The organism is Nocardioides potassii (genome assembly GCF_021648885.1).
Classification (GTDB): domain Bacteria; phylum Actinomycetota; class Actinomycetes; order Propionibacteriales; family Nocardioidaceae; genus Nocardioides; species Nocardioides potassii.
In genome coordinates, this window is sequence record NZ_JAKJHZ010000005.1 from 618,988 (window position 1) to 634,161 (window position 15,174).

General features: G+C 69.0%; 18 protein-coding genes. 12 read left to right on the plus strand and 6 right to left on the minus strand.

Going from position 1 to position 15,174, the window contains the following annotated elements; all coding sequences use genetic code 11:
- From aroC to L2K70_RS07520, 6 genes are all read left to right on the plus strand, one after another.
- Positions 1–1,179, plus strand: a complete 1,179-nt coding sequence (gene aroC, locus L2K70_RS07495; RefSeq protein ID WP_236400907.1) for a chorismate synthase — start codon at positions 1–3, stop codon at positions 1,177–1,179.
- A 10-nt stretch (positions 1,180–1,189) separates the two neighbouring features.
- Positions 1,190–1,690 (plus strand): shikimate kinase, encoded by a 501-nt coding sequence (locus L2K70_RS07500; RefSeq protein WP_236400909.1) that lies wholly within the window; start codon positions 1,190–1,192, stop codon positions 1,688–1,690.
- Positions 1,687–2,784: a 3-dehydroquinate synthase gene (gene aroB, locus L2K70_RS07505; protein WP_236400911.1), complete on the plus strand. Its 1,098-nt coding sequence runs from the start codon at positions 1,687–1,689 to the stop codon at positions 2,782–2,784. The genes L2K70_RS07500 and aroB overlap by 4 nt, the downstream gene beginning before the upstream one ends.
- A complete protein-coding gene (locus L2K70_RS07510) occupies positions 2,781–3,575 on the plus strand; it encodes a ribonuclease FAU-1 family protein (protein ID WP_236400913.1) in 795 nt (264 codons plus the stop codon). The genes aroB and L2K70_RS07510 overlap by 4 nt, the downstream gene beginning before the upstream one ends.
- Positions 3,572–4,003: a type II 3-dehydroquinate dehydratase gene (locus L2K70_RS07515; RefSeq protein ID WP_236400914.1), complete on the plus strand. Its 432-nt coding sequence runs from the start codon at positions 3,572–3,574 to the stop codon at positions 4,001–4,003. Before L2K70_RS07510 ends, L2K70_RS07515 begins: the two co-directional genes overlap by 4 nt.
- A 147-nt stretch (positions 4,004–4,150) precedes the next feature.
- Positions 4,151–4,993 carry a PhzF family phenazine biosynthesis protein gene (locus L2K70_RS07520; RefSeq protein ID WP_236400916.1) on the plus strand — a complete coding sequence of 281 codons (843 nt, stop codon included), beginning with the start codon at positions 4,151–4,153 and terminating at the stop codon, positions 4,991–4,993.
- A gap of 3 nt (positions 4,994–4,996) precedes the next feature.
- Here L2K70_RS07520 and L2K70_RS07525 read toward each other — a convergent pair whose 3' ends face one another.
- Both L2K70_RS07525 and L2K70_RS07530 read right to left on the minus strand, forming a co-directional pair.
- The gene (locus tag L2K70_RS07525; protein ID WP_236400918.1) at positions 4,997–6,082 is read right to left on the minus strand and encodes a hypothetical protein; all 1,086 of its coding nucleotides are present in this window, start codon (positions 6,080–6,082) and stop codon (positions 4,997–4,999) included.
- Positions 6,079–6,651 carry a SigE family RNA polymerase sigma factor gene (locus L2K70_RS07530; RefSeq protein ID WP_236400919.1) on the minus strand — a complete coding sequence of 191 codons (573 nt, stop codon included), beginning with the start codon at positions 6,649–6,651 and terminating at the stop codon, positions 6,079–6,081. Before L2K70_RS07530 ends, L2K70_RS07525 begins: the two co-directional genes overlap by 4 nt.
- A gap of 139 nt (positions 6,652–6,790) precedes the next feature.
- Between L2K70_RS07530 and L2K70_RS07535 the strand changes: the two genes are divergently transcribed.
- Both L2K70_RS07535 and L2K70_RS07540 read left to right on the plus strand, forming a co-directional pair.
- On the plus strand, positions 6,791–6,979 hold the full coding sequence (locus L2K70_RS07535) for a hypothetical protein (protein WP_236400920.1): 189 nt from the start codon (positions 6,791–6,793) through the stop codon (positions 6,977–6,979).
- Complete coding sequence (locus tag L2K70_RS07540; RefSeq protein ID WP_236400921.1) at positions 6,976–7,323, plus strand: hypothetical protein; 348 nt, start codon at positions 6,976–6,978, stop codon at positions 7,321–7,323. Before L2K70_RS07535 ends, L2K70_RS07540 begins: the two co-directional genes overlap by 4 nt.
- Positions 7,324–7,332: 9 nt before the next feature.
- Here the strand turns inward: L2K70_RS07540 and L2K70_RS07545 are convergent, their stop codons facing one another.
- Positions 7,333–7,983 (minus strand): SDR family oxidoreductase, encoded by a 651-nt coding sequence (locus tag L2K70_RS07545; RefSeq protein ID WP_236400922.1) that lies wholly within the window; start codon positions 7,981–7,983, stop codon positions 7,333–7,335.
- A gap of 18 nt (positions 7,984–8,001) precedes the next feature.
- On the opposite strand from L2K70_RS07545, the gene L2K70_RS07550 reads away from it, so the two are divergent.
- The 4 genes from L2K70_RS07550 (at position 8,002) to L2K70_RS07565 (ending at position 10,738) form a co-directional block, all read left to right on the plus strand.
- Positions 8,002–8,817: an aminoglycoside phosphotransferase family protein gene (locus L2K70_RS07550; RefSeq protein WP_236400923.1), complete on the plus strand. Its 816-nt coding sequence runs from the start codon at positions 8,002–8,004 to the stop codon at positions 8,815–8,817.
- Positions 8,818–8,877: 60 nt separating this feature from the next.
- Complete coding sequence (efp, locus tag L2K70_RS07555) at positions 8,878–9,441, plus strand: elongation factor P (RefSeq protein ID WP_236400924.1); 564 nt, start codon at positions 8,878–8,880, stop codon at positions 9,439–9,441.
- Positions 9,442–9,450: 9 nt separating this feature from the next.
- The gene (nusB, locus tag L2K70_RS07560; RefSeq protein ID WP_236400925.1) at positions 9,451–9,861 is read left to right on the plus strand and encodes a transcription antitermination factor NusB; all 411 of its coding nucleotides are present in this window, start codon (positions 9,451–9,453) and stop codon (positions 9,859–9,861) included.
- A 64-nt stretch (positions 9,862–9,925) separates the two neighbouring features.
- Complete coding sequence (locus tag L2K70_RS07565; RefSeq protein WP_236400926.1) at positions 9,926–10,738, plus strand: DUF1206 domain-containing protein; 813 nt, start codon at positions 9,926–9,928, stop codon at positions 10,736–10,738.
- A gap of 3 nt (positions 10,739–10,741) precedes the next feature.
- Here L2K70_RS07565 and L2K70_RS07570 read toward each other — a convergent pair whose 3' ends face one another.
- From L2K70_RS07570 to L2K70_RS07580, 3 genes are all read right to left on the minus strand, one after another.
- On the minus strand, positions 10,742–11,437 hold the full coding sequence (locus tag L2K70_RS07570; protein WP_236400927.1) for a TetR/AcrR family transcriptional regulator: 696 nt from the start codon (positions 11,435–11,437) through the stop codon (positions 10,742–10,744).
- Between the two features lie 70 nt (positions 11,438–11,507).
- A complete protein-coding gene (locus L2K70_RS07575; protein ID WP_236400928.1) occupies positions 11,508–11,750 on the minus strand; it encodes an ATP dependent DNA ligase in 243 nt (80 codons plus the stop codon).
- Between the two features lie 537 nt (positions 11,751–12,287).
- Positions 12,288–15,014, minus strand: a complete 2,727-nt coding sequence (locus L2K70_RS07580) for an NACHT domain-containing protein (RefSeq protein WP_236400930.1) — start codon at positions 15,012–15,014, stop codon at positions 12,288–12,290.
- Positions 15,015–15,174: the final 160 nt, after the last annotated feature.

The following is a 15,174-nucleotide window of genomic DNA, read 5'->3' on the forward strand; positions in this document are numbered from 1 at the left end:
ATGCTCCGATGGCTCACGGCGGGCGAGTCCCACGGTCCTTCCCTCGTCGCGATCCTCGAGGGACTTCCCGCGCACGTCCGCGTCACGACCGACGACCTCGCCGACTCCCTGGCTCGCCGCCGGCTCGGCTACGGCCGTGGCGCCCGGATGAAGTTCGAGCAGGACCAGGTGCGCGTGCTCGGCGGCGTCCGCCACGGTGAGACCCAGGGCGGCCCGGTGGCGATCGAGGTCGGCAACACCGAGTGGCCGAAGTGGGAGAAGGTCATGTCGGCCGACCCCGTCGATCCCGTCGAGCTCGAGGCCCTCGCCCGCAACGCCCCGCTGACCCGGCCGCGGCCGGGACACGCCGACCTCGTCGGCATGCAGAAGTACGCCTTCGACGAGGCGCGGCCGATCCTCGAGCGGGCCTCGGCCCGGGAGACCGCGGCCCGCGTCGCGCTCGGCCGCGTGGCGTCCAACTTCCTCGAGCAGGCCGTCGGCGCGCGGATCGTCTCCCACGTGGTCTCGCTCGGTGGCGTCAAGGCGCCCGCGGGCGTCGTACCGCTCCCTGAGGACGTGGCGCGCCTCGACGCCGACGAGGTCCGCTGCCTCGACCCCGGGGCGAGCGCGGCGATGGTGGCGCGGATCGACCAGGCCCACAAGGACGGCGACACCCTCGGCGGCGTCGTCGAGGTCGTCGTCCACGGCCTCCCGCCGGGCCTCGGCTCCCACGTGCACTGGGACCGCCGCCTCGACGCCAAGCTGGCCGAGGCGCTGATGGGGATCCAGGCGATCAAGGGCGTTGAGGTCGGCGACGGCTTCGAGCTCGCCGACACGCCCGGTTCGCTGGCCCACGACGAGATCGTGCCGACCGACGACGGGCTGCGCCGTACGTCTGGTCGCTCCGGCGGCACGGAGGGTGGCATGTCGACCGGCGAGGTGCTGCGCGTCCGTGCGGCGATGAAGCCGATCGCGACGGTGCCGAAGGCGCTGCGCACCGTCGACGTCGCCACGGGCGAGGCGGCGGTCGCGCACCACCAGCGCTCCGACGTGTGTGCGGTCCCGGCCGCCGGCATCGTCGCCGAGGCGATGGTGGCGCTCGTGCTCGCCGACGCCGTCGTGGAGAAGTTCGGCGGCGACTCGGTGCAGGAGACGCGGCGCAACGCCGAGGCGTACCTCGACACCCTCCGGTTCCGATGAGGGTCCGCTGATGCCGCCTCGCGTGGTGCTGGTGGGCCCGATGGGCGCCGGCAAGACGACCGTGGCCGGCCTCCTCGGCGACGCGTGGGGCGTCCCGGTGCGTGACACGGACGCCGACATCGAGGCCGGCACGGGCCGGGAGATCTCCGACATCTTCGTGGAGTCCGGCGAGGACCACTTCCGCGACCTCGAGGCTGCAGCGGTGGCCGCCGCGGTCGCCGAGCACGACGGTGTCCTGGCGCTCGGCGGCGGCGCTGTCCTCCGCGAGGAGACGCGCGCGCTGCTCGCCGACCTGCCCGTCGTGTTCCTCCGGGTGGGGCTCACCGACGCCGTGAAGCGCGTCGGGCTCGGCGTCGGCCGCCCCCTGCTGCTCGGCAACGTCCGCTCCCGGATCAAGGCGCTGCTCGACGAGCGCACCCCCGTCTACGAGTCGGTGGCGACCCACGTCGTCGATACCGACGACCGCACCGCGGACGAGGTGGCCGCGGAGATCGAGGGGCTATTCCGATGACTGACACCGTGCTGCACGTCGGCGGCGCGTCGCCGTACGACGTCGTGGTCGGCCACGACCTGTCCGGCCGGCTGCCCGGCATCCTCGGAGAGTCGGTGGAGCGCGTCGCGGTGCTCTACGCCGGGTCGCTCGGCGCCCTGGCCGACCCGGTCGTCGACGTCCTCGTCGAGCACTACGACGTGCTGGCGCTAGGCCTGCCCGAGGGCGAGCGAGCCAAGACCGCGCCGGTCGCGTCGGACTGCTGGGAGGCGCTCGGCGAGGCCGGCTTCACGCGCTCCGACGCGGTGGTGACGATCGGCGGGGGAGCGACCACCGATCTCGGCGGCTTCGTCGCGGCGTCCTGGCTGCGCGGCGTCCGCGTCGTGCACGTGCCGACGACCCTGCTGGCGATGGTCGATGCCGCGGTCGGGGGCAAGACCGGCATCAACACCGGTGCCGGCAAGAACCTCGTCGGTGCCTTCCACGAGCCGGCGGGCGTCCTGTGTGACCTGTCGCTGCTGGCCTCGCTGCCGCGTGAGGAGCTCGTGGCCGGGCTCGGCGAGGTCGTGAAGTGCGGCTTCGTCGCCGACCCCGAGATCCTCGAGATCGTCGAGCGCACCGACCCGGGCGCCCTCACCCACGACTCGGCCGAGCTGCGCGAGCTCGTCGAGCGGGCGATCCGGGTGAAGATCGGCGTCGTGGTCGACGACCTGCGCGAGAGGGGCGGCGCCGACGGCCACCCCGGCCGCGAGGTGCTCAACTACGGCCACACCCTCGCCCACGCCATCGAGCGCACCAGCGACTACTCCGTCCGCCACGGCGAGGCGGTCGCCATCGGCTGCGTGTACGTCGCCGAGCTGGCCGCGCGTGCCGGATCGCTCGACCGCGTCGTGGTCGAGCGGCACCGCGCCGCGCTGGCGCGCGTCGGGCTGCCGACGTCGTACGACGCCGCGTCCTTCGAGGACCTCCACGCGGCGATGAAGGTCGACAAGAAGGCACGCGGCTCGCTGCTGCGGTTCGTCGTGCTCGACGACCTGGCCTCGCCGCGGATCCTCGCCGGACCGAGCGAGGCGGACCTGCGCGCGGCCTACGCCGCGATAGCCTCCGCCGGGTGAGCGACGCCTCGGGGGACGACACCGCCGTCAGCGAGTCCGGCGGCACCATGCAGCGCCTCTCCGGCGCTGCCGACCCGAGGCCCGTGGACCTCGACGCGCTCGAGGCCGTCCGGCGGGCCGAGGGCGACGGGCCGTGGGTCCCCGCAGGTGGGGGACCGTTCTTCGCCGAGGGCGACGTGGTGCAGTGGCGCTACGCGACGAGGTGCGACCCGATGCGTGTCGTGCGCGACGACGAGCGCGGACTCGTCGCCTGGCTGGCGGCGGACACCGAGCTGCTGTCGACGGCACCCGGGGATGGCCTGAGCCTGCGGGACAAGCCGCTCGCCGAGCGCTTCCTCGGTGAGCGCGTGCCGACCATCGAGCGCTGGCGGGGCGGGGGCATCCTGCGGATCGCGCCGACCGGCCGCCCGTGGTCGGTGTGGATCTTCTGGGAGGACGACGGGTCGCTCGCGGGCCACTACGTCAACCTCGAGCTGCCGCACCGCCGGTGCGGCGACGAGACCAACACCCGCGACCTCATCCTGGACCTGTGGCTCGAGCCCTCCGGCACGCTGTGGCTGAAGGACGCCGACGAGCTCGACGCCGCCGTCGACTCCGGCCACCACACGCGGGCCCACGCCGACGAGATCCGCGCAGCTGGCGAGTGGGCACGCGCCGAGCTCGTCGAGGGACGCGACTGGCCGCTCGACGACGAGTGGGCCACCTGGCGACCTCCGGCCGAGTGGGCGACGCCGGCGCTGCCGGACACTCCACTGGTGCGGGAGGCGCGGCGCCGTACGCTGCCGTCATGACGCGCGTGCTCGTCCTCAACGGCCCCAACCTCGGGCGGCTCGGCCGGCGCCAGCCGGAGATCTACGGCTCGACCACCCACGCGGAGCTCGCCCACCAGTGCGTCGAGTGGGGGAGCGACCTGGGCCTGGACGTCGAGGTGCGCCAGACCAACCACGAGGGCGAGCTGCTCGACTGGCTCAATGCGGCCGCCGACGACGGTGACCGCGTCGTGCTTAACGCAGGAGCCTGGACCCACTACTCGCTGGCCCTCTGGGACGCCTGCGCCCAGCTCACGGCCCCGCTGGTCGAGGTCCACATCTCCGACCCCAAGCAGCGCGCCGAGGAGTTCCGCCACACCTCCGTCGTCGAGCCCCACGCCGTCGCGACGATCGCCGGGCAGGGGATCGACGGGTACCGCCAGGCACTGGAGCTCCTCGCCTCGTCGTGACTCGACGTCGGCCGTGGACCGGGCACACGTGTCCGTGACGTGGCCCCCTGATCCGCGGTGGCGAGGGCCACGTCCCGGACACGTGTCCGTCCCGGCGTCGACGAGGCGTCGAGACGGTGGGCCGCCCACGTCTGATCTGATGGGTGCGTGCTGCCCTTCCGCCAGGTCGATGTCTTCAGCGCCGAGCCCTGGCTCGGCAACCCGCTCGCGGTCGTCCACGACGCCGACGGCCTGAGCGAGGAGCAGATGCGGCGCTTCGCGCGCTGGACCAACCTGTCCGAGACCACCTTCCTCTGCGCGCCCACCGATCCGGCCGCGGACTACCGCGTCCGGATCTGGACGACGGCGGGCGAGCTGCCGTTCGCCGGCCACCCGACGATCGGCAGCGCGCACGCCTGGCTCGAGGCGGGCGGGGTGCCTCGTGGCGAGGCGATCGTGCAGGAGTGCGGCGCCGGCCTGGTCGACGTACGACGGTCACCGCGGCTCGGGTTCGCCGCACCGCCGCTGGTGCGGAGCGGCCCCGTCGAGGACGACCTGCGGGCCAGGGTCGTTAACGGGCTCGACATCGACGACGCCGCCGTCCTCGACATGGCGTGGATCGACAACGGTCCCGGCTGGGTCGGCGTGGACCTGGGCTCCGCCGAGTCGGTGCTGGCGGTCGTCCCGGACGTCGCCGCCTTCACCGACCTCAAGGTCACCGTGCTCGGCCGGTGGGGCGAGGTCCACGCGGCCGAGCTGGGCGCCGACGTCGAGGTGCGCGCCTTCTTCGCCGACGGTCGCGACTTCGCCGAGGACCCGGTGACCGGCTCGGCCAACGCCGGTCTGGCGCAGTGGCTGACCGGGTCCGGCGCGCTGCCGGCGTCGTACACCTCGCGGCAGGGGAGCGTCATCGGCCGGGAGGGCCGGGTGCGGATCGAGGCGGACGGCGACCGCGTGTGGGTCTCGGGCGACGCGGTCACCCGCATCGCCGGCGAGGTCGACCTGCCGTGAGCCTCACATGTCGGCCCCGATGAAGGCCGGGTCACCGCCCTTCGGCTTGAAGGGTCCGAGCGGTGTACACGTGCCGGACGGGACCTCGCAGTCGTGGACGGTGTAGCGCGGGTACGTCCCATCGGGCGCGATCACGAGCACCGAGCCGTCGGTGTCGACTGACCAGAAGCCGAGGCTCCCGTCCGTCGGTCCCACGTCGAGCCGCACCGGGTCCGCCCTGGGATCGATGGGCGCGAGGAGGCTCGACCACCCGACGACGTACGCCCCGTCGAAGGTCAGCTCGCTGTCGATGGCCCCCTCCACGAACGTCCAGTCGCGGGTGCCGGAGGGCGCCGGCGTGGGTTCCACCCCCGAGTAGAGGACCGTCCCGTTGCGGACGTCCGCCACGCGCACCCCAGCGCCGAGGTCGACCACCTCCTCCGAGAGCATGTCGACCGCGAGGGTCGTGCCGGACGTCCGCACGAAGAGCACGCCGTCGTCGTAGGCATCGATCACCAGGTCCGTGCACCGGCCGCAGGAGGTAGACCAGGAGTGCACGTCTTCGTCGGTGTCGAGGTCACGGACAGTCACGACGGCCTCTCCGTCGTCGAGCACGGCGAACGCGACCTCGTCCGAGACGGAGTCCGCCTTGGCCGTCGGGTGGAAGCCCGCGTCGCGGTCGACGGAACCGTCCACCAAGGCCTCGACCACGCCGTCGTCGCGCAGCAGCATCGGGCGGTTGTCGTCGTAGAAGACGATCCCGTGGGGCGTGGCGATGGCATCGGTGTCGAGGGATCCGAGGTCCGTCGCGTCGTACGTCGACCCGCCGAGGTGGACCGCGACGTCCGGGTCGGCGTAGGCCCGCAGACCGCCCGAGGCGTCCATCGGGGCGAAGCGTGCGTAGTGGTCGGCGGCTCGCTCACCAGCAGTCGGGATGGCGGCTGTCGCCCCCACCCAGATCGCGGCGAGCACGGCCACCACGGTGACGGTGGCCATCGCCCGACGGCGTCGTCGCACGCCGCGGCCACGGCGGACGACGGCGGCGAGGTCGCCCGGTGGCGGCTCGACGTCGAGGTGCGACCGCAGCACGGCGGCCAGCTGGTCGGTCATCGGGGCGCTCCTTCCCCGGTCAGCGCGGAGAAGGAGTCGGTGCGCAGGTTCCTCAGCGCTGCCGACGCCTGCGACTTGACCGTGCCGCGCGAGCAGCCCAGCACGTCGGCGATCTCCGCCTCGGAGAGGTCCTCGTAGTAGCGGAGCACGATCACGGCCCGCTGTCGCACGGGCAGGCCCTGGACCGCCGCCCAGACCGCGTCGCGGTCGACCACAGCGCCCTCGGGAGAGGCGCTCGCCGCTCCGGCGTCGGGCTCGGCGGTCGACCGCTCGCGCCGGAACCAGGCCGAACGACGGCTGCTGATGATCTCGTTGACGACCATCCGTCGCACGTAGGCCTCGGGGTGGTGGGCTGCCGACACGCGGGACCAGGAGGCGTACGCCTTCGCGAAGGCCGTCTGCAGCGCGTCCTCGGCCGATGCCCGGTCACCAGCGATTCCGACAGCCATCGGGTAGAGCCGACGCCAGGACGTGTGGAAGAAGTCGTCGAAGTCGAGGTGGTCGGCCACGCGCAGCAGGCTGTCGAGGCCCGCGCCCTCGGCCTCGTCCGCACGCCACGCCTCCGTCATGCCCTCTAGACGACGCGGGCGGCGCGCAGGTTGTGCGACGAAGGTCGGATATCCGTAGGACTGCCGATGCGGCGCGTCCTCGCGCGGCTGCAGACTCCTCAGCAGGCACCGCATCCTGAGCGGGGCCGGGGAGGGAACCATGCGTACGGTGCTGAGCAGGAGCGCCCACGCGGACCAGCTGGAGGCGGAGGTCCGCGACGCGACGTGCTGCGTCGCGACCGACCGCTGCTGGTCGTGCGAGGTGAAGCTGGGGGAGGTCCGCGCCATCCGGCGCGACGCGCTCCTGCACTCGATCAGCACCATCCGCCCGCGGAGGGCCGTCCGATGATGGTCCGCGACGGAGCAGCGGGAGCCGGCAGTGGGGGCCGGGTCCCGTCGGTGATCGGCATCAGCCGGCGGGAGCGTCGTGACGCCGACCGCGGACGGGCGTCGCTCGAGTTCGGGCAGGACGCCGCTGCGGCGCTGGACCTGCTCGACCTGCTCGAGCTCGCCTGGCACGACACCCACGGCGACGCGACGCCTCCGCCCGACGTCGTCGAGGACGTGTGGACCGCCGCCGAGGGCGACCTCGCGCAGTTGGCCTCGGCCTCCCGGCTCGCCGTCATCGACTGGCGCGACCTCCGGGTCGCTGCCGACGAGATCCGGTCCCGCCGGCGCGAGGAGCGCGCCTGACGGCTCCCGTCAGAGCGACGAGAGCCACTCGTCGATGGGGACGTCCCCGTCACCGAAGACCAGGGTGCGGCGCGTCGCCCGGTCGTCGGCGAGCGCGGCGACGACCACGTCGGCCACGAGCTCGCGGGAGGTGGTGTCGCCGTCGCCCGAGGTCGCCGCGGGGTTGACGCGGCCGGTCGACGGCTCGGTCGTCAGTGAGCCCGGACCGAGGACCGTCCACGAGAGGTTCGTACCCCTCAGGTGCTCGTCGGCGGCGATCTTCGCCTCCTGGTAGTGCCGGAAGGGGTTGTCCTCGAGCACGAGCATCTCTCGCGTGGACCCGCTGAACGACACCATCACGTAGCGATCGACACCCGCGGCGACCGCGGCGTCCATCGAGCGGATCGCCGCGTCGCGGTCGACGGCGTACGTCCGCTCCGGGTCGCCCCCGCCGGCGCCGGCCGACCACACGACGGCTTCGAATCCCTCGAGCTGCGAGGTGAGTGCCTCGACGTCGGCGTCCTCGACGGACGAGACGAGCGCGGTGGCGCCGGTGGCCTCCACGTCGTCGACGTGGTCGGGGTTGCGGACGACCGACGTGACCTGGTGGCCGGCCTCGACCAGCTTGGGTGCGAGCAAGAGTGCGATCTTGCCGTGACCGCCGAAGATGGTGATGCGCATGTGTGCCACCGTAGCCGGGTGCAGACCTCCACCCACGCGCTGACCATCGGCGCTGGTGAGGTGCGCAAGGAGTTCCGGGACGACCACGACGCCGAGGCGGAGCGCGAGTGGGCCATCCTCGGGCTGCTCGCCGAGCACGCACCGGGACTCGCCCCTCGACCACTGCGTCGGGAGGACGCGGAGACCCCGGTCATCGTGATGGAGCGGCTCCGTGGCGAGCCGCTCGCCCCGCGACCGTTGGACGCGACGCAGACGCAGGCCCTCGGTGCGTCGCTGCGCCGGCTGTACGACGTACCGTTCGAGGCGGTGTCCGCCTCCGGGGTCGGCGCGCGGCGCCACGGCGCCCGTGAGCACGTGGCGATCCTGGTGGAGTGGCTCGGGAGGGCGCACGACCTGTCGGACTGCGCGGACCCGGCGCTGGTCGCGGAGGCGCTCGCGGCCGCCCGCGCCTTCGTCGCCGCGCCCGCCCTGCCGGAGCCGCGGCTGACCGCCCTCGGCATCGCCGACCTGAACCCGGCCAACGTGGTGTGGGACGGTCGCGTCGCCCGGCTGGTCGACTTCGAGGACGGTGGCCTGAGCGACCCGGCGTACGAGCTCGCCGACCACGTCGAGCACCTCGGCAGCCGCCTCCCGGGGGTGTACGACGTCCACGCGCTGCCGGTCGCCGCGGGCCTCGATGGAGAGGATCGCGAGCGGATGGAGGCCTACCGTCCGTTGTTCGCCGCCTTCTGGCTGGCGATGCTGCTGCCCGGCAACGGCGCATGGCGGCGCAACCCGCCCGGGACCACCGAGGCGCACGCCGCGCATTTCATGGCTCTGCTCGGTCGCCACTAGACTCATCGGTCGGCGCTCGCGCCGTGATCTTGAAAACTCGACGAAGGCGGACAGACTCACATGGCAACCACCAACGACCTCAAGAACGGCATGGTCCTGCGGATCGAGGGACAGCTCTGGGCCGTCGTCGAGTTCCAGCACGTCAAGCCCGGCAAGGGCCCGGCGTTCGTGCGCACCAAGCTCCGCAACGTCGAGTCGGGCAAGAACGTCGACAAGACCTTCAACGCCGGCACCAAGGTCGAGACGGCCAACGTCGACAAGCGCACGATGCAGTACCTCTACAACGACGGCTCGTCCTACGTCTTCATGGACACCAGCACCTACGAGCAGCTCGAGGTCGCTCCCGAGATCGTCGGTGACGCCAAGAACTTCATGCTGGAGAACCAGGAGGCGATCGTCGCCACCAACGACGGCCGCGTGCTCTTCATCGAGCTCCCCGCCTCCGTCGAGCTGCTGATCGCTGAGACCGAGCCGGGCCTCCAGGGCGACCGCTCCACCGGCGGCACCAAGCCCGCCACCCTCGAGACCGGCCACCAGATCCAGGTCCCGCTGTTCCTCACGACCGGCGAGAAGATCAAGGTCGACACGCGCGACTCGTCCTACCTCGGCCGCGTCAAGGCCTGAGCGCGCCACGTGGCTGCCCGTTCCAAGGCGCGCAAGCGCGCGCTGGACATCCTGTTCGCCTCCGAGCTCCGCTCCGAGGACCCCGTGGCGGCGCTCGACCGCGCCATCGAGGCCGGTGAGGGACCCACCAACGACTACACCGCCACGCTCGTGCGCGGTGTGGTCGAGCACCAGTCCCGCATCGACGAGGTGCTGACCACCTACAGCAAGAGCTGGACGCTCGCGCGGATGCCCGCGGTCGACCGCAACGTGCTGCGGATCGGCGTCTACGAGCTGCTGTGGGGCGACGCCGACGTACCGGAGTCGGTGGCGGTCAGCGAGGCGCTCAACCTGGTGCAGGACCTCTCCACCGACGACTCGCCGGCCTTCGTCAACGGCTTGCTCGGCTCCGTCATGAGGGACCGCGCCAGCCTGGTCTGATCCGCCCATTCGCAGGGGTGGTCCCGTCTCGCGAGTGAACGGTCGTACGTCCTAGGTTGGCGCCATGAGCAACCCTGTCGACACCGCCGAGTCCGTGCACCAGAGCAAGTGGATGGACATCGCCATCCGCATCGGCCTGGTCACCTACGGCGTCGTGCACCTGCTCGTCGGCTGGCTCGCTCTCCAGCTCGCGTTCGGCGAGAAGGAGGACCAGGCGTCGAGCTCCGGCGCCATGCACTACCTCTCGCAGCAGCCGCTCGGCGGCTTCCTGGTCTGGGCGATCGCGATCGGCATGCTCTTCCTCGTGATCTGGCGCCTGCTGGAGTTCGCCTTCGGCTACCCGGAGGAGTCCGACGACAAGAAGCGCTGGCGCAAGCGGGGGACGTCGCTGCTCAAGGCCGTCCTCTATGGCGCGATCGCCTACAGCGCGTTCAAGACCGCCACCGGCAACGGCGGCGGCAAGGGCGGCTCGGACTCGATGACGGCCAAGCTCATGCAGATGACGGGCGGCCAGCTCATCGTCGGCATCATCGGCCTGGCGATCATCGGCTACGGCATCTCGCTCATCGTGCGCGGCTGGACCGAGAAGTTCCGCGAGAACCTCGACGCCCAGGGCCAGTCCGGCGAGGACGGGTCGGCGTACGTGCTGGCCGGCAAGATCGGCTACATCGCCAAGGGCGTCGCCATCGCCATCGTGGGTGGCCTGTTCGGTTACGCCGCCATCACGCACAATGCCAAGAAGTCCGGCGGGCTCGACCAGGCCCTTCAGAAGGTGCTCGAGTTCCCCTTCGGTCAGGTGCTGCTGGCCGCCATCGCGGTGGGTATCGCGGCCTACGGCGTGTTCTGCTTCGCGCGGGCCAAGCACCTCTCGCGCTGAGCCCTACGGCGCGGTCGGCGCCCCCGCGGTGAGCGCGAGTGCGGTGGCGACCATGTGGTCGCGCACCTGCTCGGCGCTCACCCGGCTGATGCGGGGCACGCCGGGCGCCTCCTCGCTGACCAGCATGGCCACGCGGCCGAGCTGGAGGGTTCCTAGCCCGCTGGCGTAGAGCATGTTGGCCAGCACCTGCGGGTCCTCGACGTGGAAGTCGCCGCTCGTGTCGCCGGCCTCGATGGTGCGGGTCAGCACCGACAGGCAGCCGCCGATCGCCTGTCCGAGCCGGTACATCGCGCCCTCGCTGACCTCCTCGAGGAGGTCCCCGCCCGGACGCCGCATGATCGACTGCGCGCAGTCGACGAAGGCCGGGTGCGCGAGTCCGTAGGTCACGAACGCCTCGACGAGCGCGACCAGCTGCGCCCGCGGCTCGTCGGTGGTCTCCGCGGCCTCCTCGAGCGCGACGCGGAGCTCGTCGAGGTACTGCACCAGCGTGAGGCTGAAGAGCTCCTCCTTGCCGGTGAAGTGCCGGTAGATGATGGCCCGGTTGATCCCGACCGCACGCGCGATGTCCTCGATCTGCGCGTCGCGCACGCCTCGCTCGTCGAAGAGCCGGCGGGTCGCCGAGATGATCTCGGCCTCACGCAACCGGCGCCGGGCCGCCGTGCCGCCGCCGGCCGTCTGCTGGGCGGGCTCGGTGCTCATGGCGGTCAGTCTAGGGACGCGCGACGCCGCGCTAGCCGAGTGCTCCACCCCGGCGCGCGCGAGTGGTGCCTCAGCCGGTCATGTGGCTCCGCACGTGCTCGATGGTGTCGGCCTCGGCCGCGGTCTTGTCGTCGCGGTAGCGGACGACGCGCGCGAAGCGGAGGGCAAGCCCGCCGGGATAGCGGGTCGAGCGCTGGAGGCCGTCGAAGGCGATCTCGACGACCTGCTCGGGGCGGACGTGGACGACGTAGGAGCTGCGGTCGACCGGTGAGGTGGCGAGCTCGGTGAACCGCTCGGTCTGCCAGGCAAGCATCTCGTCCTACATTCTCGAACCTTGAAGGTCGGGCATTCTGACCTGCGGCGACGCGTTGGAAGTGAAACCTTCAAAGCTGGAATGACCCGACCTTGTTGGTAAATGCGAACCGGGTTGTAGCCCTTAGACCTGTCTTGGCGCGGTCACGTCCGCGTGCGAGGCCATAGACGGACTTCGCTGGTGCGCGCACACTGCAGACATGACGGTTCGTGTGCAGTGGGTCGTCGAACCGCTGCACCTAACTCGCAAGCAGGAGTACCGCTGCTCTGCGCACTCGCAGTCTTCGACGAAAGAAGCCGTCTACTGAAACTAGGCATGGATTGGGAGACCGTCCAAGCCTTGACGTGGACCTTTGCCGGCTTCGAGGCAGCAGATGGGTCGCCGACCGAACCGGTCAACCGCCGCACCCTGTAAGCGTCGCGCTAGAGCCTCGCTTGGAAAGACGTCATACCTTGTAGGAGAGGACGCGCTCCTGACGAACGGGGCACGCCCTTCGCGCGAAGCGCGATGGGGGCGAGTTGGGACCGGCGGGCGGACTCAGTAGGTCGTCCGAGGCTCCGACTGCACGAAGTTGTAGTCGTCCGATGCCCACCTAACAGCCCACTGACCGCAGTGCTCCCTTAGAAGTTCGCGCACAAACTTCCTGTCACTGGTCGTTGCCGACGGAACCGCATTCGGTATGTACTCCAAATCTGAGTCGGCGCGCGCGACCTGCTCACGACCCCCAACGAGCGCGGCGAAGGGAAATCCAAAGGCTTCCGTTATCACCTCGGCGAACTCGTCATATCGACCGTGGATCTCCCACCAGATCATCACTGCCGTTAGCGCGATCTTCATTCCCGCGCTAACGATGCGATGTTCTGAACGCGTGTCCAAGGAGTTTGTAACGGCTCCGGCGACAACGTAAGCATCGCCAAAGGACAGTTGATTCGGACGCCGCTGCGCGTTGAAGGCGCCAACTATGTCGTCGAACTCACCAACCCCACCGGTCCGAATCACTTCGATCGCAGCCATCGAATACGGCCCATACGCCGGTCGAGACTCTCGTCGCCATACCCAGGTCAGTTCGTCAGTCGGAATCGCTATACGCTCGTGACGAAAGAAGCGCGAGTAGTATCTGATCCAGCGGTCCGTGCTTTGACCGTCGAGCAAGTACTGCTCCCAGCAGGATTCAAGTACAGCACTCCACTCGTGGCCCCGAGGTGACTCGCCAGTCGTGAGCTGGTGCTCCACCCAAGCGCGAAGTAAAACGTCCTGCCGCTTGCGGACGATTGCGTCATCGTGAGGCAGATTTAGCGCAGCAGGATCGAGCACGAACGCTTCGACTCTTGCTCGCGGGTTTCGGGGCAGTCGAAACAGCGCTTCAGCGACTTCAATGGACAGCGCATCCCAGTCGCCTCCCATGGTCTCGAATGCTTCAACCATGAGCAGATCGAAATGTCGTGGCTGAAGATTCAGGACGGAGGCTATCCTTAAGCGCAGAGGGAGGAAACGGCCGTCCCCCTTCCCGCCGATAAGCTTCTCTTTGGACTTGATCTCTTCTAGGAGATCTCTGACTCTACCCCGAGTTCCTGCTTCGGCTGCCATCACAATTAGGTCGGGCAGAACGGACGCAGGGTTCTTCTGATACTCGCGAATGATGACGTCCGCCAAAGACGAGGCATCCGAGTTCGTACGAACCATGCCTTCGGCTGCAAAGTACTCCATGAAAGTCCGATGCGTAAAGCTGAAGATCCGTTCGCCACCTTGTGTGCCGTCCACCCCAAGGAGCCAAGCGCGACCAGCGCAGAAGTCGAGAAATTGTTTTGCGCGGAATTTTGCAGGCGCAGGCAGAACGCCAGCCGAGTCAACCAGGTAACCAGCAATGATGTCCCGTAGCTGCCTCTCCTGAACGCCGCTTTGGGCCTCTTGGCTCTTGAAGAAGAACAGTGCGACTTCTTCCATCAGGTCTTCGCCGTGCTCGACGTGATCGGTGGGCTGCTCGATGTCGCGCATGGAGTCCCAACGACGAAAGAGCAGGTCTGCGCAATCCTTGTATACGGCGCGGCGGTTCCGCGGTATGTAGCCCCTATTCCGGTACAGGATGCAGAGTAGCGACAGCATCAAAGGATTTTGAACCAGCTCCTCTACAGGTTGTGAGTCGCGAAGAAACGACGTCGCCAAGGCGGGCCCATCTGGATCGAGCGCGAACCATTTCTTCGAGTACTCCTCGACTTGCTCCATCGTGAAAGGAAGCAACTTGTACTTCGAGAACAGTTTGGAAGAAAACGGGGCGTCCTCGTAGCCACTTTCTCGGCTCGTTGCGAGAATGGTGCAGAGGGGGTACTGGTGGGCGAACGCCTCAATCTTTGCGACAAATGCCTGCCGCTTAGCCTTGTCAAGGATTTCGTCGAGGCCATCAAATATCACCACCGCCCGGCCGAGGGTCAGCAGATCCTCGATGTGGGACGTCTGAATAAGCGAGTCCTGAAACAGCCTTCGAATCGAGTCAGTGAGTTCGTCAGCTAGAAGCGCTGAATCGAGGTCGGATTCTCGTGCGCGCAAAAGCAGGGGAACCTGGCCTGCGCTTGAGGACGCCAGTGTTGCAATGAGGTGTTGAGTGAGTGTACTTTTGCCGTTGCCTGGTGGGCCGGTAACAACGAGGCGCCTGCGTCGAGTTTGCGCCAGTATTTCGTCTGAGGTTGAGAGATCGCCATCAACGGATTGAAGAGTGCGATGAATGTAGAGCGATTCCAAGGCTCGCCCGTCAGACGCGTCTGGCGAGTGACGAAGCTCCAGATTCCCGAACTTGTTGAGCGCCTGCCGTTTAACCTCTTCGCCGCGAATCTTCAGTGTGACGAGTCGGTCGCGGTCTGTCGCTAGACCAAGCATTTCGACCAGCCAACTAGGGAGTTTGGACGCCTTGTCGCGGTCGACTTTCAGCGCGCTGTCCGCCCCCAGGAGTTGGTTCCGTTCGTCTGCCGTTAGTGTTTCGCGGAGATCTTCGCCGAGGATGCGGTCCAGTTGAAGCTGCAGCATGTTCCAGATCAGTCGCGCAGTAGAACGCGGAATGTTGGACTCTGCTAGAAGGCTCTCTGAAAGGTCAAGAAACTTGGACTCGATCTGCTCGTTTGCGATACTTACTCGATTCGAGTTCTCAAGCACAATGCGACTAAGGCATGACGCTTCGATCAACGGGCTCATCCGTGGGTCGTCGAGTAGTTGGTTGACCGTCGCGACCTGGTCGCCGCTCAGAACGAGAGGCTCGGCGTGCTCGTCTTCCACGTAATAGTGCAGATCCGCGACGACAGCCTCGCCGGGGCGACCCGCGAGCCTGAGGGCCCCTGCAACTCCGTCCGCGATGAGTTGCCCGAGGGCGCTACTTAACATTGATGACGTAAACGGGTCCACGTTTCCTCGATCGACGGCACGGATGTTTGGTGCG